Raw genomic sequence first — 23,629 nt, forward strand, 5'->3', positions numbered from 1 at the left:
ATTATAAAGCCCACCAAACCTTTTGATAAATAGGTACTTCCGCTGGTGTATTACTATTTCTGCTCCTTTCCACATCCGGGAATACCAGGCGTTTAGGGAATTTGCCAGCGCCGGTAACACCGTTACGGGAATATACCAGCTGGCCTGGGATGTAAGATGGGTCAGTGGAATATACCGGGCTGTACTTAGGATAACCTGTTCTGTTTTGTTCCAGGAACCCTTCCAGTGCATGTGTACCCGGGAAAGAAGCCCATTTCTGCGTAATAATGGCTTCGAGCTTCTTATCAAAAGTAGCCCCTGTTGGGTACTCGTATACCCGGCCGGCCTGAATGAAGGTATCAGCACTTAATTTGTATTGCTGAAATGCAGCCTGCACGCCTGCATCATAATAAGCTTTTGCTTTAGTACCACCGAAATAACGTTCGTCTGCTTCTGCCAGCATAAGATTGGTTTCAGCCCTGGAAATGAGATACGCTGTATCAAGAGGTGTTTGCCTGAAGATAGCCGCTACGTTATAAGTAGGCGACAAACTGGTGAAGTCTCCCTGGTTAATACCATAATAAACACCTCTTGCAGCACCCGGTGCACGGAAGATTTTGTTCATCCGTGAATCCTTATTTTTCTGTAACCACGACATCATGGTGTAGCTCGCGCGGATGTTGGTAGTAGTATTCAGGCTGCGGATATTTGATTCATATAACGGGTTGTCCTGGCCCGGTGCATCTTTAAATGTGCTGTAGGAGGCGTCCACATCTGTGAGGAACTCAGCGCCGCTGTTAATCAGCTCCGTGATTTTTGTTCTTGCCAGAGTTGGATTTACATTCACCATACGCAGGTACATTTTTAATTTCAGCGTATTGGCAAACTTTACCCATTTATCCATATCTCCCTTATAAATAATATCCTGTGCTGCATTCTCATCAAGGATGGTAACGGTCAGATCTTTGGACAATGCGATATCCAGATCTCTCAGCAACCAGGAGTAGATGCTATCGCCCCGGTCAAACTTCGGCTGCAGTTGGTTTAATCCGCCAAATGCTTCCTGGTAAGGTACCTGGTCGTACAGGTCTACCAATATCTGGTAAGAATAGGCTTTCATTACCGTTCCCATCAAACCAAAACTATAATCGTGCAGGCTGTCGCATAATTTGAGCATCAGGCTGTAATCCTGCAGTGCGCCGGAAAACATCTGCGTATACAACGCATTGTAGTCTGTACGCTGAATATTATACGCATCAATGGTTTTGTACTGGTTGGAGGCATTACTTTGTGTCCAGTATTGCGACCAGATACCACCAATAACAGCGCCATCAGTGCCGGCACATGATATGGTAGACATTACCGCAGGCGGAAACAACACATAAGGCGTAGCCCGCTCCAACGGTGGGTTATTCGGATCGTTGTTGATATCCAGGTTCTTCTTACAGGAGGCGCCCAACAAAAGCACCGCTGAAAGCAGGAGGAGAATATATTGATTGTTGTACGTTTTCATGATATCAGAATTTAAAAGATTAGAAGGATACCTTCAATGAAACACCATAAGATTTGGTAGTAGGCATGGATCTGAATTCACCAAACTCACTGTTCAAATCGTTACCATAGTTGGATACTTCAGGATCAATGAATGTATTTCCTTCCGGTGTCCACACAAACATGTTGCGCGCAAAAACGGTCAGCATCAGGTTGCTGGCAGCAATTTTTCTGGCAGCTGATGAAGGCAGACTGTAAGAGAGCGTGATATCACGCAGTTTCAAATAGGTTTTATCAATGATACGCTGTGAGTAAGCGCCACCTTTATTGGTGGTATGATACCAGTAAGCATCATAGTTATAATCTGTCAGCGGAATGGTATTTTCACCATATATTGGTTTGGCCTGTGCATCCGTACCAATCTGCATTACAGAATTGGGCACCACGAAAGCACGTCTGTCGTTATAGGTAGATAATAAGGCATTACCCACGAAGTAGGTCAGATCTGCTGTACCGGAGTAGAACACACCGCCTTTTCTCCAGTCGAAAGAGAAGCCCAGTGTTAAATCTTTATAGCGGAGTGTGTTTACCAATCCCATTGTAAAGTCGCGCTGAGATGTACCATAATATCCGTCGGTTTCTGCTGCTTTAGGTAAGCCGGTAGCATCTACAATTATTTTTCCATCCGGTGTGGTAGCAGGTACCGGGGCATAAAATACACCCAGCGGATCTCCCTTGCGGGCCACAAATTTTGCATCGTAAGCGAAATTGAGCACCACCTGGTTCAAACCTGCAGGAAGTTCTTCAACTGTATTCCTGTTACGGGCGTAGGTGTAGTTCATGGTCCAGGTAAAATCTTTTGTTTCTACCGGTATGATGTTAACAGATAACTCTATACCCTTATTTCTCACCTTACCAAAGTTCTGCGTAATGCTGGCATAACCGGAACTCGGCGTGGTAGGCACTGCCAGGATCTGACCTTTGGTAAGTTTATTATAGTAGGCAATATCGAATCCCAACCTGTTCCGCAGGAATTTCACTTCAGCACCCAGTTCATATTCATTACTTAACTCAGGCGCCAGTTCAGGATTACCAATGTTATCACCTACGGTATATCCGGGAATGCCATTAAATGGAAAATCCAGTGTACCGAAAGGAAGATCTATGATCTGACCGGTAGATAATGTTGTTTTAGTGAGATAGGGACCCGCATCGTTACCTGTTTTACCCCAGCTGGCACGCAGTTTTGCAAAAGAAACACCGCGATCATCCAGCTTCAGTGCTTCTGATAAAATGAAGGCGGCATTCACCGCAGGGTAGAAATAGCTGTTATTTTTTTCAGGTAATGTAGATGACCAGTCGTTACGGGCATTCACAGTCAGGAACAGGTATTCGCGGAAACCTAAAGTAGCTTGTCCGTAAAGACCATAAATCCTGCGTCTGAATTCCTGTGTTTGTGATACCGGCGAATTAGGTGAGTTGGAGATCACGTAGAAACCTGGAATAGCCAGTCCCTTCACGGCCGAACTGAATATTTTTCCTTCCCGCTGGTTAACGTTAAAGCCAATCAATCCATCAATGGTAAAATCTGAGCTCAGCTTTTTATTGGCAGTGAGCAGGAGATCGGAGTTGAACTCACCTCTGTAATCGCTGTTTTCCCTTACATAACCAACGTCTTCCTGTCGTTGCGCACCTTCCACGTTATTACCATCATTCCAGCTGTCGAGTGATGGTCTGTTTTTCGCTTTATAGGTTTTAGACTGGGCATTGGTAACATCAGCGCCAAGACGCCATTGTACATTCAACCAATCTGTGATGCCATACTTCAGATCAATGTTTCCGAAGATCCTGTTACTTTTCAGATTATTCCCATTTTCATACAGGGAATAATAAGGGTTCTCTGCGTAAGGAGTGAAGTAGTTATCTACATTGTAATACTTATTCTTGTAATCCTTGAACTGGGAGATATTGATGTCTACCGGAATCTGGATGATGTCTTCAAACAAAGAAGATCCAAGTCCGGCCTCACTGCGGGTAGATACTGCCTTTGCATTTTTATTTACGTAGTTAAAGGAAGCAGAAGCAGAGAACCTGCCGTATTTTGTAGATGCTCTTGCAGAGAAAGTATTTCTTTTATAAGAGTCTGCATCAGTAGGCAGGATACCATCGCTGTATACATTACCGTAAGACAGGAAGAAAGTGGATGTTTCATTTCCACCGCTAACAGCAATGGTGTTGTTCAATTCTTTACCGGTAGTGAAATAGTTGCGTACGTTATCCTCTACAAAGGAAAATGGTTTTGTTAATGATACACCATCCACCGGGGCGCCCCACTCGCGGTTTTCACCGGTTAAGCGTGGTCCCCAGCTACCATTTTCTGAAAGAATAAATGTACCACCCCAGCCCTGTCCAAATTTTTCCTGCATGGTAGGCAACATCCCTACACGGGAAAAAGTGGCTGCTGAGGCCACATCTACTTTCAGCCCCCCGCTTTTACCTTTTTTGGTGGTGATCAATACCACACCACTGGCGGCCCTGGAACCGTAAATTGCGGTGGCCGCGGCGCCTTTCAGGATGCTGATTGCTTCAATATCATTTGGATTAATATCATTGGCATTGTTACCAAAGTCGTAACCGCCGTTGTTGACACCTTTTCCATCAACTGTAGAACCGGGACGGTCGTTATTCAGTGGCACCCCGTCTACCACATACAGTGGCTGGTTGTTACCCTGCAGGGAAGAATAACCACGGAGGATTACTTTGTTGGATGCGCCCGGAGCGCCGCTGGTAGTGGATATTTCAGCACCGGCTATTTTTCCGGACAAACCATCCATCATACTTACGGGTGCTACCCTGTTAATTTGTTCAGTAGCAAAGTTACTGGTAGCGTACCCCACGGTTTTCTTTTCACGCACCAGTCCCAAACCTGTTACTACTACTTCCTGCAGGTTTTTGTTATCTGCTACCAGTGTTACCTGGAGATTTGAACTTTCTCCCACAGTTATTTCCTGGGCTTTGTATCCTACGCTTCTTATAACAAGCACAGTGGAAGCACCGGGTACACTCAGGTTGAATACGCCATTGTCATTGGCGGTGGTACCGGCGGTGGTACCTTTAACCTGGATGGTGGCAAACGGAACCGGATTGCCATCATTTCCCTTAACGGTACCTGTAACCTGTCGCTGCTGCGAGTAGGCCAGGTGAATGATTGCCATAAGCATGGCAAAAAGGAGGAACCCCTTTTTCATAAAAGTTTCAGATTTTGGTTGAAGAAGAAATACATCGGGTCTTATAAATGCTTACCCGGCAACAAATGCCAGTAGCTGCTTCCGGATAAGATGTTTTAGCTATTGTTGTATCATGTTACGCATTAAAATGACAGCATAAAGAATCCATATCATGCCTCAGGAGACATGACTAATCAGACAGAATACCCATCGGTTCTGCAGTTACAGAAAATAATTATCGCAACATACGGTCGGGTATATTGCCAAACGGCTATGTAAAGGGAGAAGTGTTTTTTTTCATAAACAGTTCTGATTTTGGTTGTACAAGTCTATAATAGATCAACATGTGTTCTCTCACAATAAATTGTTGTATACCTCTTACTGTTGGCTAACAGTTGTAATCTCAATTACAGGAATGGTTATGTGCTCCGTTATAGCGTTTAAATCGGTAAAAGCCTTGCTAAGTCTCTCTCTGTGTCTTATTGATTTGAATCATGACAAATATCCTGCTGCGGGTTTACAGCCATAATCACAAGCTTTTTTCTTGCAGTAAGGTCTTTCTCATAAAGCAAATCAGATTTAGATTTTGGTTGACATCCACAAGTTAGAAAAAAAAAGTAAATCGTGATGCATCTACTTAACATTATTTTAACAGCAGATAAATTTAGTATCACAACAAATTGATAATCAACATATAGCCACATAAAAAAAATTCATTTTCCTGCTATTAAATACTGCAGCTGAAATTGAAACAGTGTTTTCCTGTTCCCTGCTACCACATCATTCCCGCTACCAATACTGGTTTGGCCCGGATACCTGCTTTGATGGCAGCGTGCCCAACATGATAACCGGCGGTTCACTTTCCATTTTACATTCAGGTAATACTGCCACCCCTCGCCATATAGCTGCGATACTGCATTTTCATATAGCACACTGCTTTCTGTTGCATATATCCGGCTATCATAACTACTGGTCTGAAAACGGGATAACCTTCCGCTTATTACAACTGGCAGATGTGCAAAACGGTAACTGGCATCCTGGTATATCATCCATCCCCGCTGCATATCCCCTGCCGCTTCATAGCTACTGTATTCCAGCCTGGTTTTGAGATCCAGCTGCCGGTTTACTTTTATAGTCCACTGGGAACGTATGTGCATCGACGTTACAGCGGTCAATACTTTAACGGGGTTACCCGGCAACAATACATTTTCTGCTCCCTGCCGGTAGTTATACCGAAGTAACAGGGTCATTGTTTTCCCCGGTACATAACTTCCCTGCAGAAAAAAGTCTTTGCCGTAAGAAGGCGCATTACTCCGGTATTTCAGCCAGGGGAAGTGAAAAATATCAGCATACACATCAGCCTTTAACCGCGGGCTTACTTTCAAAGTAACGGCGGTGTATAATCCCTGCTCATTAACGGTGCGGTAGCCATCGCCAAAGCCTTTGGCATATAGCGACTGGTAAGCCCTGTCATAATACCGGTATACAACCGCCATGTCTACCGCAGGCGCCACGCTGGTGAGCAATCCCTGAACTATGGCAGGTTTCCCGTTACTGCTCACCGCTGCCTCTCCGAATAAATGCACATTTTTCCAGCTGCCGGAATAGTCGATACTGGCAGCCGTAAGCCGGTTACCGTTAAAGTCGAATTGATTATAGGGCGCTGTTTTCTTTTGAAGTACCGGCGTTAAATGATGACTGGTTACATTTCCTCCTACCTGCCAGCGGTTGGCATGGTAACGGATATTCCCGCCCGCGCTGAGCTGCTGTACCTGTCCACGTTTGGCGGCTTCGGTAACCGTGCGGTGATATCCACTGCTGATGATACTGGCCGCAGTTATTTCATCCATCAGCGTATCCGTACTGGCGTCCTGTTTGCGGACAGATGCAAAGGCCGTCAATTCCCAGCGCTGTTGCTGCAGCGTAACAGCTGCTCCCCTGAAAAAATAAAACTCCCCGGGTGAGGTGTATGGCCTCAACACTTCTCCTTCCCGCTTTGTTTGCATCACCGAGGCTCCTTTGCCATATGCCTGTCCCTGCCAGTTCAACAATCCCTGTCCCATGTTCACCGTATAATCCCCCAATGCAAGGGCCTTTATTCCCCGGTAGTTCCGGATAAAAACATGCGCACTGTAAAAATCAAATCCCTGCTTTTGCGCACCTTTAAAAAAAGCTTCCCCGGCATCTTTCTCCATCACTATTCCCCAGCTCATGTACCGCGGGAAATTATAACGGTAACGCATAAACAATTTCTCCGGGCTTCCCCTGTAGGCAGGTAAGGTGCTGTCGGTGTGCAGATACCCCTTTGCTTTCTCCGCTGCACGGGCGTAGCGCAGCAGGAATGAATGATCGCCTTTATGCACATAGTCCCTTAATGTATAATGAGGCGCCAGATCATCGCCTACCGTCACATAAGGCAGTATGCGCCGGATAACATCCGGTTCAAACCCCGGCACCGCCTGCAATTCATAAATACTCAGCAGATCCCCCAATAAAGCGCGGTACCGCAAAAAGCTGCTGATCTGCAAAGCCGTAAGCAGTCCCAACGACTGCAACGTTGCCTCATCTGCTGTGTTCAACCGGATCTTATGCCGCGCCAATGCGTTTAAAGTTTGCCATTGCGCATCATCCTCTGATACCGTTTCTGTACCAGCCGCTTCGTTTTCCAGGTTATTTTCCATTGCCGGAGGCAACGCCTCTTCCTGTTGACGGGCCCACGCTTTCCGCCCACACAGCAGCAACAACAAACAACCGGTGACGCCGCAAATCGCCGAGCGGATAGTTGCCATATCAATAACATTGAAAGTTTAATTTCCTGCCGCACCATAATTCATTCAGCCAGCAATTCCTCATCGCATTACTCCATTGCCGGCGGAGAAAGCTGCCATATCAATGAAGTAGAAGGCGTAATGCCCAGCTGTGGATGAAACCCGGCGGCGATGTCTATCCGCAGGGATCGCAGGAATAATATCACTGCCGCATTGTTATAAGCCTGACCGGATGCAATACCCATTTCCAGCGCCAGTTGCCGGATAATGCGGTAATAAGCGGATGCCTTCACGGAAGTAAATGCGCCCGTACAAATCACTTCGCCGGTTAGCAGGAAATCACGCGATGCCTCAAAGCCCACGCCACCGCTGTATACAACAGGCGTTTCTGCTGGTTTATACACATGAACGCCACCATGCCATTGCTCACTGATATGCCAGAGCATTCCGCCATCAACGCTGATGTTACCGGTAGTCCCGAATCCCTGCACACTGGTAGCCTCGTAATTAAACTGCAACCCAACACCAGCCCTTCGACCAAGCCGCATACCATACGCGCTACTCAGCCGCTGCTGATGCCAGGATGTATTACCCAGCCGCGTAATACTTCCCCCGAAAGCACCTGCATGCACCGGAATAGCCACTATCGCCGCATACAACGAGGCGTCCTTTAACATGAACCTATTCTCGGTATAAATACCCGCTGCAAAAGAAGATAAACAGGATAAGCCGGCAGGATTGTACCACGCAGATATCACCTGCTGGAAATGACGGCTGTAACTGCCGCTGCCGGTATTCTTTCCCACGGGCGTCAGCAAGGGTTGCGCATGCAACAGCGCTATCCACCACGTGAATAAAAAGGTTAACAATAATTGTTTCATCAGGGAATTGGGTTTAACAATAAAAATCCGCAGACAAACGGGTTAACAACTTATTGCCGGCGGATACAAAAATAAGCAGCGGAAATAACAGAAGTGTTAATGAAACATAAACACGCGGATTTTGTCTTTCCCAGGATTAAACTGATTGTGCTGATTACATTGATTTTTCTTTTTAATTTCAGCGTGTTATTCCACTAAAAAAAGAAAAGGTTGGCTCTCTGCTTTAGCGCTTAAAATAAGACCACTGCGGATTTGGCTTAAACGCCCCTTTGTTTTGTCCGGATCGCCCTCACATAGAGCGATGCATTATTTTATCTTTGGGAAAGAATGTAGAAAAATCACTACCCATGAGAAATATCATCTATGGTATCAATCTGAGTGCAGATGGTTGCTGCGACCACACCAAATTTGGTGGCGGCGAAGAAACCGTTCAGTATTTTACGGACCTCATGCGGGACGTTGACCTGATTATCTACGGCCGCAAGACTTATCAGTTGATGGTTCCTTATTGGCCTGAGGTTGCAAAAAACCAGTCCGGTACGAAAACAGAGAATGAATTTGCGCGAACATTTGACGCCATCGACAAAATTGTTTGTTCCCGCACATTAGACAACGTTGAAGGTAATGCGAGGCTTATCCGTGCAAACCTCGCAGAAGAAGTACTGAAACTGAAACAGGAACCAGGCAAAAATATTTCGCTTGGTGGTGTAAGCCTGCCTTCGGAACTGATAGCGCTTGGCCTGGTGGATGAATATTATTTCCTCGTTCATCCTGTCCTTGTCGGGCAAGGCAGGCGGCTGTTTGACGATGCAAATTTTCAGGAGTCGCAAAACCTGCAACTGGCAGATTCGAGGACGCTTAAATCAGGCTGTATAGCGCTTCATTACCTGAAACGCCGCTAAAACAACCCGTACAACTGTGAATCAATCCGGGAAATGATCTCTCCCAGATCTTCATCACTCTCCGGAAATTTATTCTTATCAATATCAATGATCAGCAACGGACCTTCTTTGTATTTCTCAATCCAGTTGTTGTAATATTCGTTCAGGCGTTTCAGGTAGTCCAGCCGGATATTCTCTTCATACTCCCTTCCTCTCTTCTGTATCTGCGCTACCAGGGTAGGCACAGATGCCTGCAGGTAAATCAGCAGATCCGGTGGCTTCACCATGCTTTTCAGCGTTTCAAAGAAATTGAAATAGTTATCAAAATCGCGCTTGGTCATCAGCCCCATTTCGTAGAGGTTAGGCGCAAAAATATGTGCATCTTCATAAATGGTCCGGTCCTGTATAACGGTTTCTTTTCCGTTCTGCACTTCCAGCAGTTGCTTTAACCGGCCGTTCAGAAAATACACCTGCAGGTTGAATGACCAGCGGGGCATGTCTTCATAAAAATCGTTCAGGTAAGGATTGTGCTCCACATCTTCATATTGCGGATGCCATTTGTAATGCCTGCACAACATTTCTGTCAGCGTGGTTTTGCCCGCACCGATGTTTCCGGCGATAGCTATATGTTTGATCTTATTCTGTTTTGCCATGCGATGTGAAGTGGTTAATACTGAAAATAGCTACAGTTGGCGACTTTTTCAATAATAATTTATACCAATAAGTTTTTTCGCCTGTTGCAAAGTTTGTGCCGCATTCGCCCTGGCCTTCTCTGCACCGGCTTTCATTATCTTCTTCAGGTAGTCCGTATCGCGCTGCAGGTCTTTCGCCCTTTCGCGGATAGGCGATATAAACTTCACCATATCTTCTCCCAACTGCTTTTTCAGATCCCCGAAACGGATAGTCCCGGTATTCTTCCATGCTTCTTCATAGAAAGATACTACATCCGGCGCACACACCAGTTTCATCAGGTCCAGCAGGTTCTGTACAGAATCAGGAATTGGCGAACCAGGTTCACCGGAACCGCTGTCGGTTTTAGCTTTTTTGATCTTGTTGATGATCTTATCATCTTCGTCTGCCAGGTATAGCGTAGCCAGTTCATTCTCGCTTTTGCTCATTTTGCCGTTACCATCCAGGCTGGGGATACGTACCAGGCTATCACCGTAGTTGAATGCCTCCGGTTCGGGGAACAGGTTACCATAGCGGTGATTGAAGCGCTGGGCGAAGTTACGCGCCATTTCCAGGTGTTGCCCCTGGTCCTTACCCACCGGCACTTTTACCGCGCGCTGGATCAGGATGTCCACGCTCATGAGTACAGGATAAGTAAGCAGCCCTGCGTTCACATTCTGCGGCTGCAACCGCACCTTATCTTTAAAAGTAGGTACTTTCTCCAGTTCACCTACATAAGCCAGCATATTCATCAGCAGGTACAGTTCCGCTATTTCGGGAATGTCGCTCTGCACATACAGCGATACCTTTTCGGGGTCCAGTCCTGATGCAATATTTTCCGCCAGTACCCGCATCACGTTCCCCGGAAGATCCTTCGGATCGGGATGGGTGGTGAGTGAATGCCAGTCTGCCACAAAAAAGTAGCAGTTAAAATCTTCCTGCATCCGGATATAATTACGGATAGCGCCAAAATAATTACCTAAATGCAAATAACCGGTAGGGCGTATGCCGCTTACCACAATTTCTTTTTCAGTAGCCATAACAGGGCGCAATTTAAAGAATAGCTTTTAGCTTTTAGCCATTCACACCGGGCTGTTTTGTAAAAAAAACGCCAAAAGCCAAAAGCAGATGATCAAAAGCACTTTATTCTGTCCGTTTATCCCTAATTTTGAGATACTATCATATTTACCATTTATATTTCATTATCTTTTGATTTAATTTGATTATGGAAGTGAACGACGTACTGGTGCAGCAACTGGCCGATCTGGCCAGGTTGGAATTCAACGACCAGGAGAAGATTGAAATACGCGGAGACCTCCAGAGGATGATCACCTTTGTGGAGAAACTCAATGAACTGGATACCACCGATGTGAAGCCATTACTTCACCTGACAGATGATTATAATGTTTTCAGGGAAGATAAGGTTATACCGGTGATCACCCGTGAAGAGGCCCTGAAAAACGCACCTTCCGCCACTGAGGAATACTTTAAAGTGCCGAAAATAATAAAGAAATAACCCACATGGAAAAGTCCGTCATACACCTGGAAGGAATCAGGAAAAGTTATTTTCTCGGTAAAAATGAATTACCGGTGCTCAAAGGCGTATCGCTGGACATTTTCAAGAATGAATATGTAGCGCTCATGGGCCCCTCCGGCTCCGGGAAGTCTACCCTGATGAACATCCTCGGATGCCTGGATACCCCCACCGCGGGAAGGTATGTCCTCAGCGGACATGATGTAAGCAAAATGGAAGACAACGACCTCGCCATTGTACGTGGCAAGGAAATCGGCTTTGTATTCCAGCAGTTTAACCTCATGCCCCGCCTCACCGCCCTGGAAAATGTGGCCATCCCACTGATCTACGCCGGCGTGAGCAAAAAGGAACGGGAAGAAAGAGCCATTGCCATGCTGAAAAAAGTAGGTCTTGGCGACCGCTATAAACATAAGCCCAATGAGCTCTCCGGCGGACAATGCCAGCGCGTTGCCATCGCCCGTGCGCTCGTTAATAACCCGTCGCTTATCCTCGCGGATGAACCCACCGGTAACCTCGACTCAAAAACGTCTGTGGAAATCATGGAAATCTTCGGTACCATCCACGCCTCCGGCAACACCGTAGTACTGGTAACACACGAAGAAGATATCGCCGATCACGCCCGCCGCGTTATACGCCTGCGCGATGGCGTCATTGAATCCGACCGCGTCAACGAAAAAGTACACGCATAAAATATTTCAATTACAATGAAACGGCGTTACAGGAACCTTTCCCGTAACGCCGTTTTGCGTAATTTGCAACTGATCAACACCAACACCCATGTCTTTCAAAATATATACTAAAACAGGCGACAAAGGCAAAACATCCCTTATCGGCGGCACCAAAGTGCCCAAAAGCGATGTCCGCATTGATGCCTATGGCACCGTGGATGAACTCAACTCCTATATCGGCCTGGTAAACGACTACATCGCAGACCCGGACACCAAAAGCCTCCTCCGCGAAATACAGGACCGCCTCTTTACCATCGGCGCCGCACTGGCCTGCGACCCCGACAAAGAAACCAAACTGAAAATACCTGACCTCCACGAAGCAGATATCACCCTCCTGGAAAAAAGTATCGACCAGATGAATGAAGAACTTCCCGTAATGAAATCATTCATCCTCCCCGGCGGACATGTAGCGGTATCTACCTGCCACATCGCCCGCTGCGTATGCCGCCGCACAGAACGCCTCTGCGTAGGCATGCAGGAACACGACCTGTTCATCGAACCACTGGTACTGAAGTATATTAACCGCCTCAGCGATTATCTCTTTGTACTCGCCCGCTGGACAGGACACAAGCTGGGCGCAGAAGAAATCCCCTGGAAACCCCGGGTATAGAAAAATGCTTAAATTTGCCGCATGTTTACAGGAATCATAGAAACATTAGCAGAAGTAGTATCCACCAGGAAGGAAGGCGCTAACCTGGTGCTCACGATACAAACACCACTGGCAGCCGAGTTGAAGATAGACCAGAGCGTGTCGCATAACGGCGTTTGCTTAACCGTTACCAGCATCCAGGGCGATACCTACGAAACCGTAGCGGTAGACGAAACCCTGCAGAAAACAAACCTCGGCCAGCTCACCCCCACACAATTTGTGAACCTCGAAAGAGCAATGGTGTTCAACGGCCGCATCGATGGCCACCTGGTACAAGGCCATGTGGATAGCGTGGGAGAATGCCTCTCCTGCGAGGAACAGGACGGCAGCTGGTTATACCGCTTCCGCTACCCTACCGAATTTGCCGCGCTGATTGTGGAAAAAGGAAGTATTTGTCTTAATGGTATCAGTCTCACCGTGTTCAATGTAACCAACGATGAGTTCTCCGTTGCCATTATTCCATACACCTACGAATTTACCAACATATCCAACATAAAAGCCGGCAGCCTGGTAAACCTGGAATTCGATATTCTCGGCAAATATGTAGCCAGGCAAATGGCGGTAAGAAATTAACAGCCGGTGGCCACCGGTGCTAAAACATTCCAAACCGCATGCTGAAATATCTCCTGCTTTGCACCATACTTTCTATCACCCTGCCGGCAAATGCCCGGCAGCCCAAAGTGGCGCGCATAGCAGCCTTTTATGATGCCGATGCCGTCACCGAATTGTACAACACCGCCCCCCTGGGCATCCGGATTATTTATACCGATAGCTCCACCCAGCAAACCACCGGCCTCCTCGAAGGAGATCTCCGCTGGAACAAACTAACCGTTACCAGCAACAACGGGCAAGTACAAAATGGTGTACTCCGTTTTAACAGGGAACAACTGGTAAAAGATAATTACCGTATAACCCTTACCGTTACTACACCCGACAACGCTACCCATCAAACCTCCCTGCAACTCCCGGCCATCACGGGTATCCGGTTCAATCATTACGCCGACAGCATAAAACGCGATATCCGTTTTTATCTGAATATAGAAGGGAAATTCAGCAGCGGGAAAGTATTTCCGTTAGATACCAACGCCATCAGGTTCGCCACCTCCGCAGGAAAAATAATAGGACAGGATTTATTACTCCCTAAGAATGATACATTAAAATCAGTAACCGTGGAAGCCTGGTATAAACACAACGACCGCCTCTACCTGCGATCGGTTATACCCGTGAAACAAGCGCCGGACGCCGATTCACTCATTATAAAAAATACGGACGACCTGTTTAAAAAGAAGAGAAGACACTAGCTAGATCAACATACGCGATTTCAACTCCAGGTATTTATTCACCACGTTCAATGTCAGCTGCTCCGGAGGACTCAGCAACGACATAATACCATATTTCGCCAGTTCCTTTACAATCAGCTTCTTATCATATGCAAACTTCTGCGCAATAGTTTGCTTGTAAATCCCTTCCACATCCTGCACCGTTTGCTCTGTAACCCGCTTCAGTTCAGTATTCTCAAAGAATACCACCAGCACCAAATGGTAGCGTGCCAAACGCCGCAGAAAAGGCAGCTGCCGGTGCAGACTGGACATCGACTCAAAATTTGTATAGATCATCAGCAGTGACCGGGTAGATAAACTGCTGCGCAACTGCACACTCAGCGCCTCGTAATCACTTTCCTGCCACAGCGTTTCCTGCGCATACAGCGTTTCCAGGATCTTATTTACCTGCACTTTTTTATTGCTGGCAGGCAGTACCTCCACTTTATTTTCGGTGAAAGTAACCAGCCCCGCCTTATCGCCTTTATCCACCGCCACATTGCTGAACACCAGCGATGCATTGATTGCGTAATCCAACAGTGACAATCCATTGAAAGGCATCTTCATATTACGGCCTTTGTCAATGATGGAATACACCTGCTGCGATCTTTCTTCCACATAATTATTGATCATCAGGTTACCGCTGCGCGCAGTAGCTTTCCAGTTAAGCATACGCACATCGTCGCCTTTTGTATAGGGCTTGATGTGATCAAACTCCATGCTATGGCCAATTACCCGGCGCTTGTGAACACCCAGCTCATTCAGCCGGTTCATATAGGAATACAACGCATAGTGCCGCAGCTGGTGATAACTGGGATACACGCTGATGGTTTGTTCATTATCAAAAATAAACCGGCGGCTCACAATACCCAATGCGCTTTTAACAAATACATTACTATAGCCAAAGTTATACAACCCTCTTTCCAGTGGGCGCAACACATAGCGGAAACTATGTGAGCCTCCTGCAGATACTTTTGCTTTTAATAAAAAATCGCGTTTCTGGAACTGAAGAGGCAATTCATCTATTACAGATACAAATACCGGAAACGGGTACCGGCTTTGAAAATCCAGCAACACCTCGTTATCATCCCCGTTGCTGAAACGGTTACTGGTTTTACGTTCCATCGATACAATAGTTGCCGGGCGCAGGATCAGCAGGATCATGTCCAGCAGTACAACACCTACCAGCACAATAAATGCAATAACAGCAATATTGAAAATACGCGGAATAAAAAACGAGATGATAAATAACAGGATATTCCCTCCCAGCAGGAAATAAAGCCTGTTGGTAAAAAAGAGTATCTGGAATAAATTATTCTTTACAGTGGCTGACATACTAATATCTTCTTGGGAGATGATTATCTCGGTACCTCTATCGTTTTTACGATCTGTGCAATCACGTCATCTGTTTTGATGCCTTCCATTTCTTTTTCAGGCGTCAGCATGATACGATGGCGCAATACGTGCGGTACCATTTCCACTACATCGTCAGGGATCACAAAATCGCGGTTCTTCATAGCAGCGGATGCCTTTGCACAGTTCATAACGGCAATGGATGCACGCGGCGATGCGCCGAGGTACAGCGAGGAATTCATGCGTGTTTCATTGATGATAGACGCGATGTAGTGAAACAGTTTTTCATCTACTACTACCTGCCGTACCAGGTTCTGGAATTCGATAATCTGCGTGGTAGTGACTACCTTGCTGATCATTTTTGTAAGATCCGTTTCCCCGTTGAAATGATGGATGCTGCGTAATACTGCTACTTCCTCTTCCAGGTTAGGATACCTTACTTCTATCTTAAACAGGAACCTGTCCAGCTGCGCTTCCGGCAACCGGTAAGTACCTTCCTGTTCAATCGGGTTTTGTGTGGCGATCACCATAAAGGGCCGGTCCAGCGACCAGGTGGTGCCGTCGTTCGTGATCTGTCTTTCTTCCATTACTTCAAACAATGCCGACTGCGTTTTGGCCGGGGCACGGTTTATTTCATCGATCAGTACGAGGTTACTGAAAACGGGTCCTTTCTTGTATTCAAACTCCCTTGTTTGCGGGTTAAAAACGGAAGTGCCCAATACATCCGCCGGCATCAGGTCGGGTGTAAACTGGATACGGCTGAAGTCCGCATCCACACACTGCGCCAGCAATTTTGCGGTGAGTGTTTTTGCAACGCCGGGAACACCTTCAATCAGCACATGTCCCTGTGTAAGCAAACCTGCTATCAGCAGGTCCACCATCTGATGCTGTCCTACAATTACTTTACCGATCTGCTCCCTGATGGCTTCCACACCTTCATGCAAGGCAGAAAAATCAGTCCTGGGTTGAAATGTATTGGTATCCATTATTTATTCGTGTTTATATAAAATTGTTGAATGCGGTTATAAAAATCTTTCAGATCATCATCACTGATATTTTCTTCCAGCTGGATATGATGTACCATCTGGAGCAACGCCCTTATTTCCCCTTCCGGCACCAGCGATTTACGCGCCAGCGATGCAATGAATTCATCATTCAGCACATTGGTATTGAGGTAATAACGGGAACGTATATACTCCATAAAATGAATGATCATTTTATGCGCCAGGTTATAGTTGTTATGTTGCTGATAATACAGCTGCCCGATGGCATCCACAAACTCCAGCGAAGTATTGGTCACCGGTGGTTTATCGGGAATGATCCGTTGCCGGCGCTTGCTTTCAAACACCACGTAAATCAGCAGCAATACTACCGCCAGCCATAATGCCCAGCGCATGGAGGCATACCGCATCAGCACCTGCCACTCACTGAAATCGCCTGATTGCGCGCTATGCTGACTGTTATAAAAATCATCCCAGTATACATTGCCCGCGTCGTTGATCAGGTACGACATTTGTGTTTCCAACGCCTTCACGTTTTGTTTGTGCAGCAGAAAATAATTCGTAAAAGTATATGGATTCAGCAGGAGGTAAATGAAACCACTGCGGTATTCAATACGGATAAAATTGGGCTTGTTTTTATAATTGTAGCCAAGTATGTTGGTGGTGTTACTATCTACCGCTGAAAAATAATTCCCGCTCACCATACCAGGATAGCTGAAGGAAGTATCCATTGGAATGGTTTCATCAGCATACCGCTGCACGATGCCTTCTTTTTTGGATTGCATGTTATTGCTTTCCACCGTCACAAACTTCAGGTGCTTTTCCAGCAAAGGGTCCGGTGTATTCATGGCAATAAACAGCTCATTTCCCCGCGATACGTAATCCAGCATGGCGTCTATATCGCTTTCTGTAGTAAAGAGTTTGTCTGCTACCAGGATATATACGTTGTTCCTGAATTTCAGCTCACTGTCTTTATCAAAAGTGCGGGCAAATGGTTTGGTTACCACCTGTACAGAATTCCTCATAAACAGCTGGGGAAGCATTTTAAAGGCAGCGTAGGCGCCTCCTGCTTTTTTATCCTTGCTGTAAAAAGAAGACTGTGTCATATCTGTGGATTGCTCATTCTTTTTATTGGCGAGGTTTCCACTCACCATTACCAGTACTACCAGCAGGAGCAAAACGAACAGGACGATATATAGAGGTTTGTTCTTCACGAAGCTTTTCCGATTGTGTTATTAAAATCCCTGAACTCCTGGTTAATATTCCTGAAATTTTCTTCACTCACCTCAAATCCGCCATACCAGATATATTCATAGTCCAACGTCAGCGTAGCAAATTTTTTATAGTAGGGAGAACTCCGCATGCTGCGCAGGTAATCGTTATTGGTTTTTTCTCTCCCTGGTACTATCAGTTCCCGTCCGGCCAGCTGAAACAGCGTGTACAGGTACCACCAACGGATGGCCTGTCTTGTTTCCCCGGCGGCTATCGCCGCTTTGATCTTCTCTTCATATTCCTGTGCGCTTTGCAGGTCTTCTTCGGGTACTTCTGTTAAACCTTCTATTAACTGTGGTTTACGGAAGAAGCTCATGCCATTGCTTTTCATAAACCAATATACCAGGAAGCCCAAACCCGCCAGCAGCAATAGCATCACAATGATGCGGATAGCGCCGATCGATGAAAATAAAGCTATTAAGAAACGCTGCATCCAGGTATTATCTTTGGGCGGCTCCGGTGGTATATCCTTGTATTGCAGTTTCTTGTTTTCTTTCAGCGATTTCACGAGCGAATCCGGCACCTCGCGTAATTCAAATGGCGGGATTTCTGTTGCGTATTCATGTTCGCCTTCTGCACGCTCCTGGTCTACGGCGATGGTAGCGAAGCTGTCTTCCGTTATCCTTGCCTGCAGTAAACTGTCGTATGCTTCTTTGGTTTGAGCGGTGTTCTCATATTGCGCCATGCTTTGCATGGAACAGCAAAGCAGCAGTAACAGCAGGCCGTATTTAATCCGGAAAAAATTATTCATGTTACTGCTTTGAAAGGATAAATGGTGTTAATACTTTCCCTTCCGCACTCAATCGATATCCTTTTTTATGCAGGTAAATGGGATAGAAAATAAAATATCCCAGTATAAAAGCCAGTGATGCCAGGAGGATAAAAAGACTTACCGCCAGCGGCATTTCCGTATACCGGGTTACAAAGCTTTCCAGGAAAGCGGCTACAATGAATACAGGAATGAGGGTTACCATGATTTTGATACCGTCTTTGGCGCCTTTACGCAGGGAATCGATCCGTTTGCGTGTACCGGGAAAAAGAATACTTTTTCCCATGATAATGCCTGCGCAGGCGGCAATCACAATACTGGATATTTCCAGCGTGCCATGTATCCAGATTACGAGGATAGATTTCCAGCCGAGCCCGTGCGAAAAGAAGATATACTGGAAAACGCCCAGCATCACGCCATTGCGCACCAGCAGGTACAATGAACCTACGCCCAGGAAAATACCTCCAATATAACAATAGAAGGATACCATGATGTTGTTGTAAGCGATGCGGAAAAACATCAGTATCGGGTTACCGTCTTTATACACGCCGAAAGGATCTTTATTGGCGATATTCCGTTCCGTCATATTTACATATTCATCGCCCAATACGCCGCGCACAAAGGTTTCATCATGTGCTGATGAAAACGCGCCGATAATACAGAACAATAAAAAGAAACAGAGTGTAAATAATAAGAGGCGGTGATGTTTACGGAACAACAGCGGTAATTCGTATTTAAAAAACAACTGGAAACGTCCTACATCTTCTTTGCGGTTCTGGTAAATACGATGGTAGATACCTGCTGCCAGGCCGTTGATATAACGGGTTACTTTACTGAAGCTGTAAAAAGTTTTAGCGTAAGACAGATCATCTAGCAGTGATACAAATCTTTCCGCCATTTCATCAGGGTCATCTGTTGGTTCCTCCTGGTATTTTTTCCAGCGGGACAGATTTTTTTTGATAAACAGCGATTCTCTCATAGTGAGTCCTTTCCCTTTTAAAAAACAGATATCACCTACAGTAATGGGTTACTAATGGGGGAATACCGGCAAACATACTAAATCGTTCAACAATATATCAACAAATATGTAAATTTGAGTATGGCAGATATAAAAATACCGACTTCTTTCAATATAGACCTGGAATTTGAATCAGCAGACATCATGAAAAGATTCCTGGCGTGGCTCATTGATTTCGCCATCCGTTTTTTTTATTACCTGGTGGCGTATATGACCTTGAGCTCTTTTCGTATAGAAATGGAAGGGCATGTAGGCATCTACTTCTTCCTGGTACTGCTGCCCCTGTTGTTTTATTTCCCGGTGGCGGAAATTGGTATGAAAGGACAAACACCCGGCAAAAAAATGCTGCACCTACAGGTGGTAAGTATGACGGGCAACCAGCCAAGTGTGAGTCAGCACCTGATAAGATGGATATTCCGGATCATAGAAACGCCGCTGTATTTTTTCGCGCTGGTACCTGTAATTATCCCGGCAGTATCTATTGTGCGCACGCCTTATAACCAGCGGCTGGGCGACCTGGTAGCCGGCACCATCGTGATCAGCACCAAAAGAAAAGGCAGTATAGAAGAAACCATCTTCCGGGATCTTTCCCACAGCGATTACAAACCGCAGTTTCCACAGATCATGAAGCTGTCTGACAGGGATATGAACAAAGTGAAAGACCTGCTGGACCGCGCGCTGAAGGCGAAAGATGAAGACCTCGCAGCCCGTGTGGCGATGCGGGTAAGAGAGGTACTGCATATTGAAACCGAAATGCCTAATACACATTTCCTTGAAACAGTGCTGAACGACTATAATTACTACACTACTAAAGAACATTAAAAAAGGCGGCTGATTATCTCAGCCGCCTTTTTCTTACAGTTATTTTGATCAGGCCGTTTTTCCTATCGAATTCAGATCCTCATTTACATTATTAAAACGGGTGGGATCGCCTGCCGGTCCTTTGTACACAATGGTACGGTCAAATGCCAGGATAGGATAAAATACGATACCGAGCAATATCAGCCCTACCGTAAATCCTTCTGTTTTACCAAAGCTTTTGCTGAGCAGGTTGGTTGCCCAGATACCCCAGATGATTCCCACATAAGGAATACACATCAGGATTACCCAATACCAGGGTTTGCCAATAATCTGGGTGAGCACATAAACGTTGTAGATAGGGATAATCGCTTTCCAGCCTTCCTGGCCGGCTTTCTCGAATATCTTCCACAAACAGATGATAAAGAAGACAGCAACCGCTAAACAGAAGATGATAAAACCAGTACCGAATATGGCGCCAAAAACGCTGCCGCCTTCATAAGTGGTTGTTTCCATAATTGAGGTTTATATTGTTTTAAAAATGAATGATGACAATACTTGGGATACGTTTGCATTCCAAATATATATAATTTTTCCCATTACATAGCGTAATCAGTATTAGCCCCAAAAGAATGCGTATTCCTACGGTTTTAAAAAAAGTTTCAACATTTCTGTTGCTAATATTTGGATATTCAGCGCATTATATTACCTTTGCAACCGGCAAGTCTTATACGACCAGCTCCTACTGAACTCCCCCAGGACAGGAATGTAGCAAGGGTAGGTGGTTGTAGCGGTGCGATATAAGTAACTTGCCTTTTTTTTCTTTTTTTATTGTCATTAGTTGCTTGTCAATAGTATCTGGTTGCTATTTTCTCCACCTCTTTCACTAATGACAGCTTCTCCTCAAATGTTCATTTCCTGACAACTAATTTATCATAGTATGAAATTCTTTATCGATACGGCTAATCTGGCGCAAATCAAAGAAGCTCACGATCTTGGCGTTCTGGACGGCGTAACCACCAACCCTTCCCTGATGGCTAAAGAAGGCATCAAAGGTGAAGCTGCAATTATCAAACATTACGAAGATATCTGCGAAATAGTAGATGGTGATGTGAGTGCAGAAGTATTATCTACTGATTTTAAATCTATCATTGAAGAAGGTAAGAAACTGGCTGCTATCCACCCGAACATCGTGGTGAAAGTACCTATGATCAAAGACGGCGTAAAAGCCATCAAATGGTTTACCGACAATGGTATTAGAACCAACTGTACGCTGGTGTTCTCTGCCGGTCAGGCTATCCTGGCTGCAAAAGCAGGCGCAGCTTACGTTTCCCCATTCATTGGCCGTATTGACGATACCAACTGGGATGGTGTGGAACTGATCGCACAAATTGCACAGATCTACAGCTTACAGGGTTACAAAACTGAAATCCTGGCCGCTTCTATCCGTAGCGCACTCCACATTGTAAAATGTGCTGAAGTGGGCGCCGACGTATGTACCTGCCCGTTAGAATCTATTCTCGGTCTGCTGAAACATCCGTTAACTGATATCGGCCTGGCTAAGTTCCTGGAAGACGCAAAGAAAATGTAGTCTCAATATTTTTTAGATGGTGTATCCCCGGTGCAGTAATTGCGCCGGGGATTTTTTTTATCCAACACCCTGATATTTTTCCCTCCGGGAGATGATCATGTTTTGTTGGAGAATTTATCTAAATTCAGTGCTTATATCCACGTAAACCCGGTAACACACTAAACGAAAAGCTAATGGGAAAATACATTCTTTCGCTGGATCAGGGCACCACCAGCTCCCGCGCCATTATTTTTGACCATGATGGCAGCATCAAAGCAGTTGCCCAGAAAGAATTCAAACAGATATTCCCGCAACCCGGCTGGGTAGAACACGATGCTATGGAAATCTGGACTTCACAAGCCAGCGTGGCAGCAGAAGCCATCCTTAAATTAAGAGTAACCGGTGAAAGCATCGCCGCTATTGGTATCACCAACCAACGCGAAACCACCATTGTGTGGGATAAACGGACCGGCAAACCTATACACAATGCGATTGTATGGCAAGACAGGCGCACCGCCGCCTATTGCGATTCCCTCATCAAAGAAGGAAAAGAACAACTCGTCAAAGATAAAACAGGTCTTCGTATAGATGCCTATTTCTCCGGCACCAAAATAAAGTGGATCCTGGACAACGTTCCCGATGCACGCAGAAAAGCAGAAAACGGGGAACTCGCTTTTGGTACCGTTGACAGCTGGCTGGTATGGAATTTCTCCAACGGCAAACTCCACATTACTGATGTGAGTAACGCCTCCCGCACCTTGCTGTTTAATATCCACGACATGCATTGGGACAACGAACTGCTTACCCTCTTCGATATTCCTGCGTCCATGCTGCCGGAAGTAAAACAATCCAGCGAAGTATATGGCTACTCAGAAGCCAATCTTACTCCCTACCGCATTCCCATTGCCGGTATTGCCGGCGACCAGCAGGCGGCCCTCTTCGGGCAGTTATGCACACAGCCCGGCATGTTAAAAAACACCTATGGCACCGGTTGTTTTATGGTATTGAATACCGGCGATAAGCCCATTCCTTCCAAAAACAACCTGTTAACCACCGTGGCCTGGAAAATAAATGGCAAAACCACTTACGCATTAGAAGGCAGTATTTTCATTGGCGGCGCCGTAGTACAATGGCTCCGCGATGGTCTTGGCATCATCCGCCACTCTGCTGATGTGGAAAAACTCGCCGCTACTGTACCTCACAGCGATGGCGTATACCTGGTGCCGGCATTTGCAGGTCTTGGTGCGCCTTACTGGAACCAGCATGCACGCGGCACAATGGTGGGTCTCACCCGTGGCTCCACTGCCGCGCATATTGCACGCGCGGCCCTCGACAGCATCGCCTTCCAAACAATGGATGTGATGAAAGCAATGGAAGCAGACGCCGGTATGCCCATCACCGAACTCAGAGTAGATGGCGGCGCCACAAAAAATAACCTGCTCATGCAATTCCAGGCCGACCTGCTCAATGTCAGGGTAGTACGCCCCACCATCACAGAAACAACCGCACTGGGGGCGGCCTACCTCGCCGGACTCGCCATCGGCTTCTGGGACAGCATCGAAACCATTGCGCAGCAATGGAAAATAGATGCCACTTTCGACGCGGCAATGGAGCCCGCGGAAAACGAACGGCTGCGCAAGGAATGGAAACGCGCCATCCGGGCAGCGCAGGCATGGACCGAAGAATAAATTTATCCACGTTTATCAATATTCATTTCAGCTT

General features: G+C 46.1%; 21 protein-coding genes and 1 other RNA gene. 10 read left to right on the plus strand and 12 right to left on the minus strand.

Features of this window, described 5'->3' with window-relative positions; genetic code table 11:
- Position 1 precedes the first annotated feature (1 nt).
- The 4 genes from PV783_RS28850 to PV783_RS28865 form a co-directional block, all read right to left on the minus strand.
- On the minus strand, positions 2–1,492 hold the full coding sequence (locus tag PV783_RS28850) for a SusD/RagB family nutrient-binding outer membrane lipoprotein (RefSeq protein ID WP_420990496.1): 1,491 nt from the start codon (positions 1,490–1,492) through the stop codon (positions 2–4).
- Between the two features lie 19 nt (positions 1,493–1,511).
- Positions 1,512–4,718: a SusC/RagA family TonB-linked outer membrane protein gene (locus tag PV783_RS28855; RefSeq protein WP_420990497.1), complete on the minus strand. Its 3,207-nt coding sequence runs from the start codon at positions 4,716–4,718 to the stop codon at positions 1,512–1,514.
- 692 nt (positions 4,719–5,410) lie between these two features.
- A complete protein-coding gene (locus PV783_RS28860) occupies positions 5,411–7,486 on the minus strand; it encodes a ComEA family DNA-binding protein (RefSeq protein WP_420990498.1) in 2,076 nt (691 codons plus the stop codon).
- Positions 7,487–7,554: 68 nt separating this feature from the next.
- The gene (locus tag PV783_RS28865) at positions 7,555–8,346 is read right to left on the minus strand and encodes a hypothetical protein (protein ID WP_420990499.1); all 792 of its coding nucleotides are present in this window, start codon (positions 8,344–8,346) and stop codon (positions 7,555–7,557) included.
- Between the two features lie 347 nt (positions 8,347–8,693).
- Here PV783_RS28865 and PV783_RS28870 point away from each other — a divergent pair, with 347 nt between their 5' ends.
- The gene (locus tag PV783_RS28870; protein ID WP_420990500.1) at positions 8,694–9,248 is read left to right on the plus strand and encodes a dihydrofolate reductase family protein; all 555 of its coding nucleotides are present in this window, start codon (positions 8,694–8,696) and stop codon (positions 9,246–9,248) included.
- Here PV783_RS28870 and PV783_RS28875 read toward each other — a convergent pair.
- Both PV783_RS28875 and trpS read right to left on the minus strand, forming a co-directional pair.
- Positions 9,245–9,880, minus strand: a complete 636-nt coding sequence (locus PV783_RS28875) for a deoxynucleoside kinase (protein WP_079470695.1) — start codon at positions 9,878–9,880, stop codon at positions 9,245–9,247. The genes PV783_RS28870 and PV783_RS28875 overlap by 4 nt on opposite strands.
- A gap of 48 nt (positions 9,881–9,928) precedes the next feature.
- Entirely contained in the window at positions 9,929–10,936 is a 1,008-nt protein-coding gene (gene trpS / locus PV783_RS28880; protein ID WP_420990501.1) for a tryptophan--tRNA ligase, read from the minus strand.
- Between the two features lie 185 nt (positions 10,937–11,121).
- Here trpS and gatC point away from each other — a divergent pair, with 185 nt between their 5' ends.
- The 5 genes from gatC to PV783_RS28905 all read left to right on the plus strand — a co-directional run bounded on the left by gatC (position 11,122) and on the right by PV783_RS28905 (position 14,108).
- Positions 11,122–11,412 (plus strand): Asp-tRNA(Asn)/Glu-tRNA(Gln) amidotransferase subunit GatC, encoded by a 291-nt coding sequence (gatC, locus tag PV783_RS28885; protein WP_079470697.1) that lies wholly within the window; start codon positions 11,122–11,124, stop codon positions 11,410–11,412.
- Positions 11,413–11,417: 5 nt separating this feature from the next.
- Entirely contained in the window at positions 11,418–12,119 is a 702-nt protein-coding gene (locus PV783_RS28890) for an ABC transporter ATP-binding protein (RefSeq protein WP_111577847.1), read from the plus strand.
- Between the two features lie 88 nt (positions 12,120–12,207).
- A complete protein-coding gene (locus PV783_RS28895; RefSeq protein ID WP_420990502.1) occupies positions 12,208–12,768 on the plus strand; it encodes a cob(I)yrinic acid a,c-diamide adenosyltransferase in 561 nt (186 codons plus the stop codon).
- Positions 12,769–12,789: 21 nt separating this feature from the next.
- On the plus strand, positions 12,790–13,380 hold the full coding sequence (locus PV783_RS28900; RefSeq protein ID WP_420990503.1) for a riboflavin synthase: 591 nt from the start codon (positions 12,790–12,792) through the stop codon (positions 13,378–13,380).
- Positions 13,381–13,418: 38 nt separating this feature from the next.
- Positions 13,419–14,108, plus strand: a complete 690-nt coding sequence (locus tag PV783_RS28905; protein WP_420990504.1) for a hypothetical protein — start codon at positions 13,419–13,421, stop codon at positions 14,106–14,108.
- Here PV783_RS28905 and PV783_RS28910 read toward each other — a convergent pair whose 3' ends face one another.
- Genes PV783_RS28910 through PV783_RS28930 form a run of 5 tightly spaced genes read right to left on the minus strand, consistent with a single transcriptional unit; the run spans position 14,109 to position 19,500 of the window.
- Entirely contained in the window at positions 14,109–15,461 is a 1,353-nt protein-coding gene (locus PV783_RS28910; RefSeq protein WP_079470702.1) for a DUF58 domain-containing protein, read from the minus strand.
- A gap of 23 nt (positions 15,462–15,484) precedes the next feature.
- A complete protein-coding gene (locus PV783_RS28915) occupies positions 15,485–16,465 on the minus strand; it encodes an AAA family ATPase (RefSeq protein WP_079470703.1) in 981 nt (326 codons plus the stop codon).
- Entirely contained in the window at positions 16,465–17,694 is a 1,230-nt protein-coding gene (locus PV783_RS28920; protein ID WP_420990505.1) for a DUF4350 domain-containing protein, read from the minus strand. The genes PV783_RS28915 and PV783_RS28920 overlap by 1 nt, the downstream gene beginning before the upstream one ends.
- A complete protein-coding gene (locus tag PV783_RS28925; protein ID WP_420990506.1) occupies positions 17,691–18,503 on the minus strand; it encodes a hypothetical protein in 813 nt (270 codons plus the stop codon). The genes PV783_RS28920 and PV783_RS28925 overlap by 4 nt, the downstream gene beginning before the upstream one ends.
- A 1-nt stretch (position 18,504) precedes the next feature.
- On the minus strand, positions 18,505–19,500 hold the full coding sequence (locus tag PV783_RS28930; protein ID WP_079470706.1) for a stage II sporulation protein M: 996 nt from the start codon (positions 19,498–19,500) through the stop codon (positions 18,505–18,507).
- A gap of 120 nt (positions 19,501–19,620) precedes the next feature.
- On the opposite strand from PV783_RS28930, the gene PV783_RS28935 reads away from it, so the two are divergent.
- Positions 19,621–20,361, plus strand: coding sequence for an RDD family protein (locus PV783_RS28935; protein WP_079470707.1), 741 nt, complete (start codon positions 19,621–19,623; stop codon positions 20,359–20,361).
- A 48-nt stretch (positions 20,362–20,409) separates the two neighbouring features.
- Here PV783_RS28935 and PV783_RS28940 read toward each other — a convergent pair whose 3' ends face one another.
- The gene (locus PV783_RS28940) at positions 20,410–20,853 is read right to left on the minus strand and encodes a DUF5684 domain-containing protein (protein WP_420990507.1); all 444 of its coding nucleotides are present in this window, start codon (positions 20,851–20,853) and stop codon (positions 20,410–20,412) included.
- Positions 20,854–21,055: 202 nt separating this feature from the next.
- On the opposite strand from PV783_RS28940, the gene ffs reads away from it, so the two are divergent.
- The 3 genes from ffs to glpK all read left to right on the plus strand — a co-directional run bounded on the left by ffs (position 21,056) and on the right by glpK (position 23,595).
- Positions 21,056–21,155, plus strand: an RNA gene (gene ffs, locus PV783_RS28945) — signal recognition particle sRNA small type.
- Between the two features lie 122 nt (positions 21,156–21,277).
- Positions 21,278–21,928, plus strand: coding sequence for a fructose-6-phosphate aldolase (gene fsa / locus PV783_RS28950; RefSeq protein WP_079470709.1), 651 nt, complete (start codon positions 21,278–21,280; stop codon positions 21,926–21,928).
- Positions 21,929–22,101: 173 nt separating this feature from the next.
- Positions 22,102–23,595 carry a glycerol kinase GlpK gene (glpK, locus tag PV783_RS28955; protein ID WP_420990508.1) on the plus strand — a complete coding sequence of 498 codons (1,494 nt, stop codon included), beginning with the start codon at positions 22,102–22,104 and terminating at the stop codon, positions 23,593–23,595.
- Positions 23,596–23,629 lie beyond the last annotated feature (34 nt).

The organism is Chitinophaga sp. CC14, assembly GCF_048957795.1.
Taxonomy (GTDB): Bacteria; Bacteroidota; Bacteroidia; order Chitinophagales; family Chitinophagaceae; genus Chitinophaga; species Chitinophaga ginsengisegetis.

What these genes read in the sequence shown, in the direction of transcription:
- PV783_RS28850 (WP_420990496.1), bottom strand. Translation starts at nt 1,492, where the DNA reads ATGAAAACGTACAACAATCAATATATTCTCCTCCTGCTTTCAGCGGTG.
- PV783_RS28855 (WP_420990497.1), bottom strand. Translation starts at nt 4,718, where the DNA reads ATGAAAAAGGGGTTCCTCCTTTTTGCCATGCTTATGGCAATCATTCAC.
- PV783_RS28860 (WP_420990498.1), bottom strand. Translation starts at nt 7,486, where the DNA reads ATGGCAACTATCCGCTCGGCGATTTGCGGCGTCACCGGTTGTTTGTTG.
- PV783_RS28865 (WP_420990499.1), bottom strand. Translation starts at nt 8,346, where the DNA reads ATGAAACAATTATTGTTAACCTTTTTATTCACGTGGTGGATAGCGCTG.
- PV783_RS28870 (WP_420990500.1), top strand. Translation starts at nt 8,694, where the DNA reads ATGAGAAATATCATCTATGGTATCAATCTGAGTGCAGATGGTTGCTGC.
- PV783_RS28875 (WP_079470695.1), bottom strand. Translation starts at nt 9,880, where the DNA reads ATGGCAAAACAGAATAAGATCAAACATATAGCTATCGCCGGAAACATC.
- trpS (WP_420990501.1), bottom strand. Translation starts at nt 10,936, where the DNA reads ATGGCTACTGAAAAAGAAATTGTGGTAAGCGGCATACGCCCTACCGGT.
- gatC (WP_079470697.1), top strand. Translation starts at nt 11,122, where the DNA reads ATGGAAGTGAACGACGTACTGGTGCAGCAACTGGCCGATCTGGCCAGG.
- PV783_RS28890 (WP_111577847.1), top strand. Translation starts at nt 11,418, where the DNA reads ATGGAAAAGTCCGTCATACACCTGGAAGGAATCAGGAAAAGTTATTTT.
- PV783_RS28895 (WP_420990502.1), top strand. Translation starts at nt 12,208, where the DNA reads ATGTCTTTCAAAATATATACTAAAACAGGCGACAAAGGCAAAACATCC.
- PV783_RS28900 (WP_420990503.1), top strand. Translation starts at nt 12,790, where the DNA reads ATGTTTACAGGAATCATAGAAACATTAGCAGAAGTAGTATCCACCAGG.
- PV783_RS28905 (WP_420990504.1), top strand. Translation starts at nt 13,419, where the DNA reads ATGCTGAAATATCTCCTGCTTTGCACCATACTTTCTATCACCCTGCCG.
- PV783_RS28910 (WP_079470702.1), bottom strand. Translation starts at nt 15,461, where the DNA reads ATGTCAGCCACTGTAAAGAATAATTTATTCCAGATACTCTTTTTTACC.
- PV783_RS28915 (WP_079470703.1), bottom strand. Translation starts at nt 16,465, where the DNA reads ATGGATACCAATACATTTCAACCCAGGACTGATTTTTCTGCCTTGCAT.
- PV783_RS28925 (WP_420990506.1), bottom strand. Translation starts at nt 18,503, where the DNA reads ATGAATAATTTTTTCCGGATTAAATACGGCCTGCTGTTACTGCTGCTT.
- PV783_RS28930 (WP_079470706.1), bottom strand. Translation starts at nt 19,500, where the DNA reads ATGAGAGAATCGCTGTTTATCAAAAAAAATCTGTCCCGCTGGAAAAAA.
- PV783_RS28935 (WP_079470707.1), top strand. Translation starts at nt 19,621, where the DNA reads ATGGCAGATATAAAAATACCGACTTCTTTCAATATAGACCTGGAATTT.
- PV783_RS28940 (WP_420990507.1), bottom strand. Translation starts at nt 20,853, where the DNA reads ATGGAAACAACCACTTATGAAGGCGGCAGCGTTTTTGGCGCCATATTC.
- fsa (WP_079470709.1), top strand. Translation starts at nt 21,278, where the DNA reads ATGAAATTCTTTATCGATACGGCTAATCTGGCGCAAATCAAAGAAGCT.
- glpK (WP_420990508.1), top strand. Translation starts at nt 22,102, where the DNA reads ATGGGAAAATACATTCTTTCGCTGGATCAGGGCACCACCAGCTCCCGC.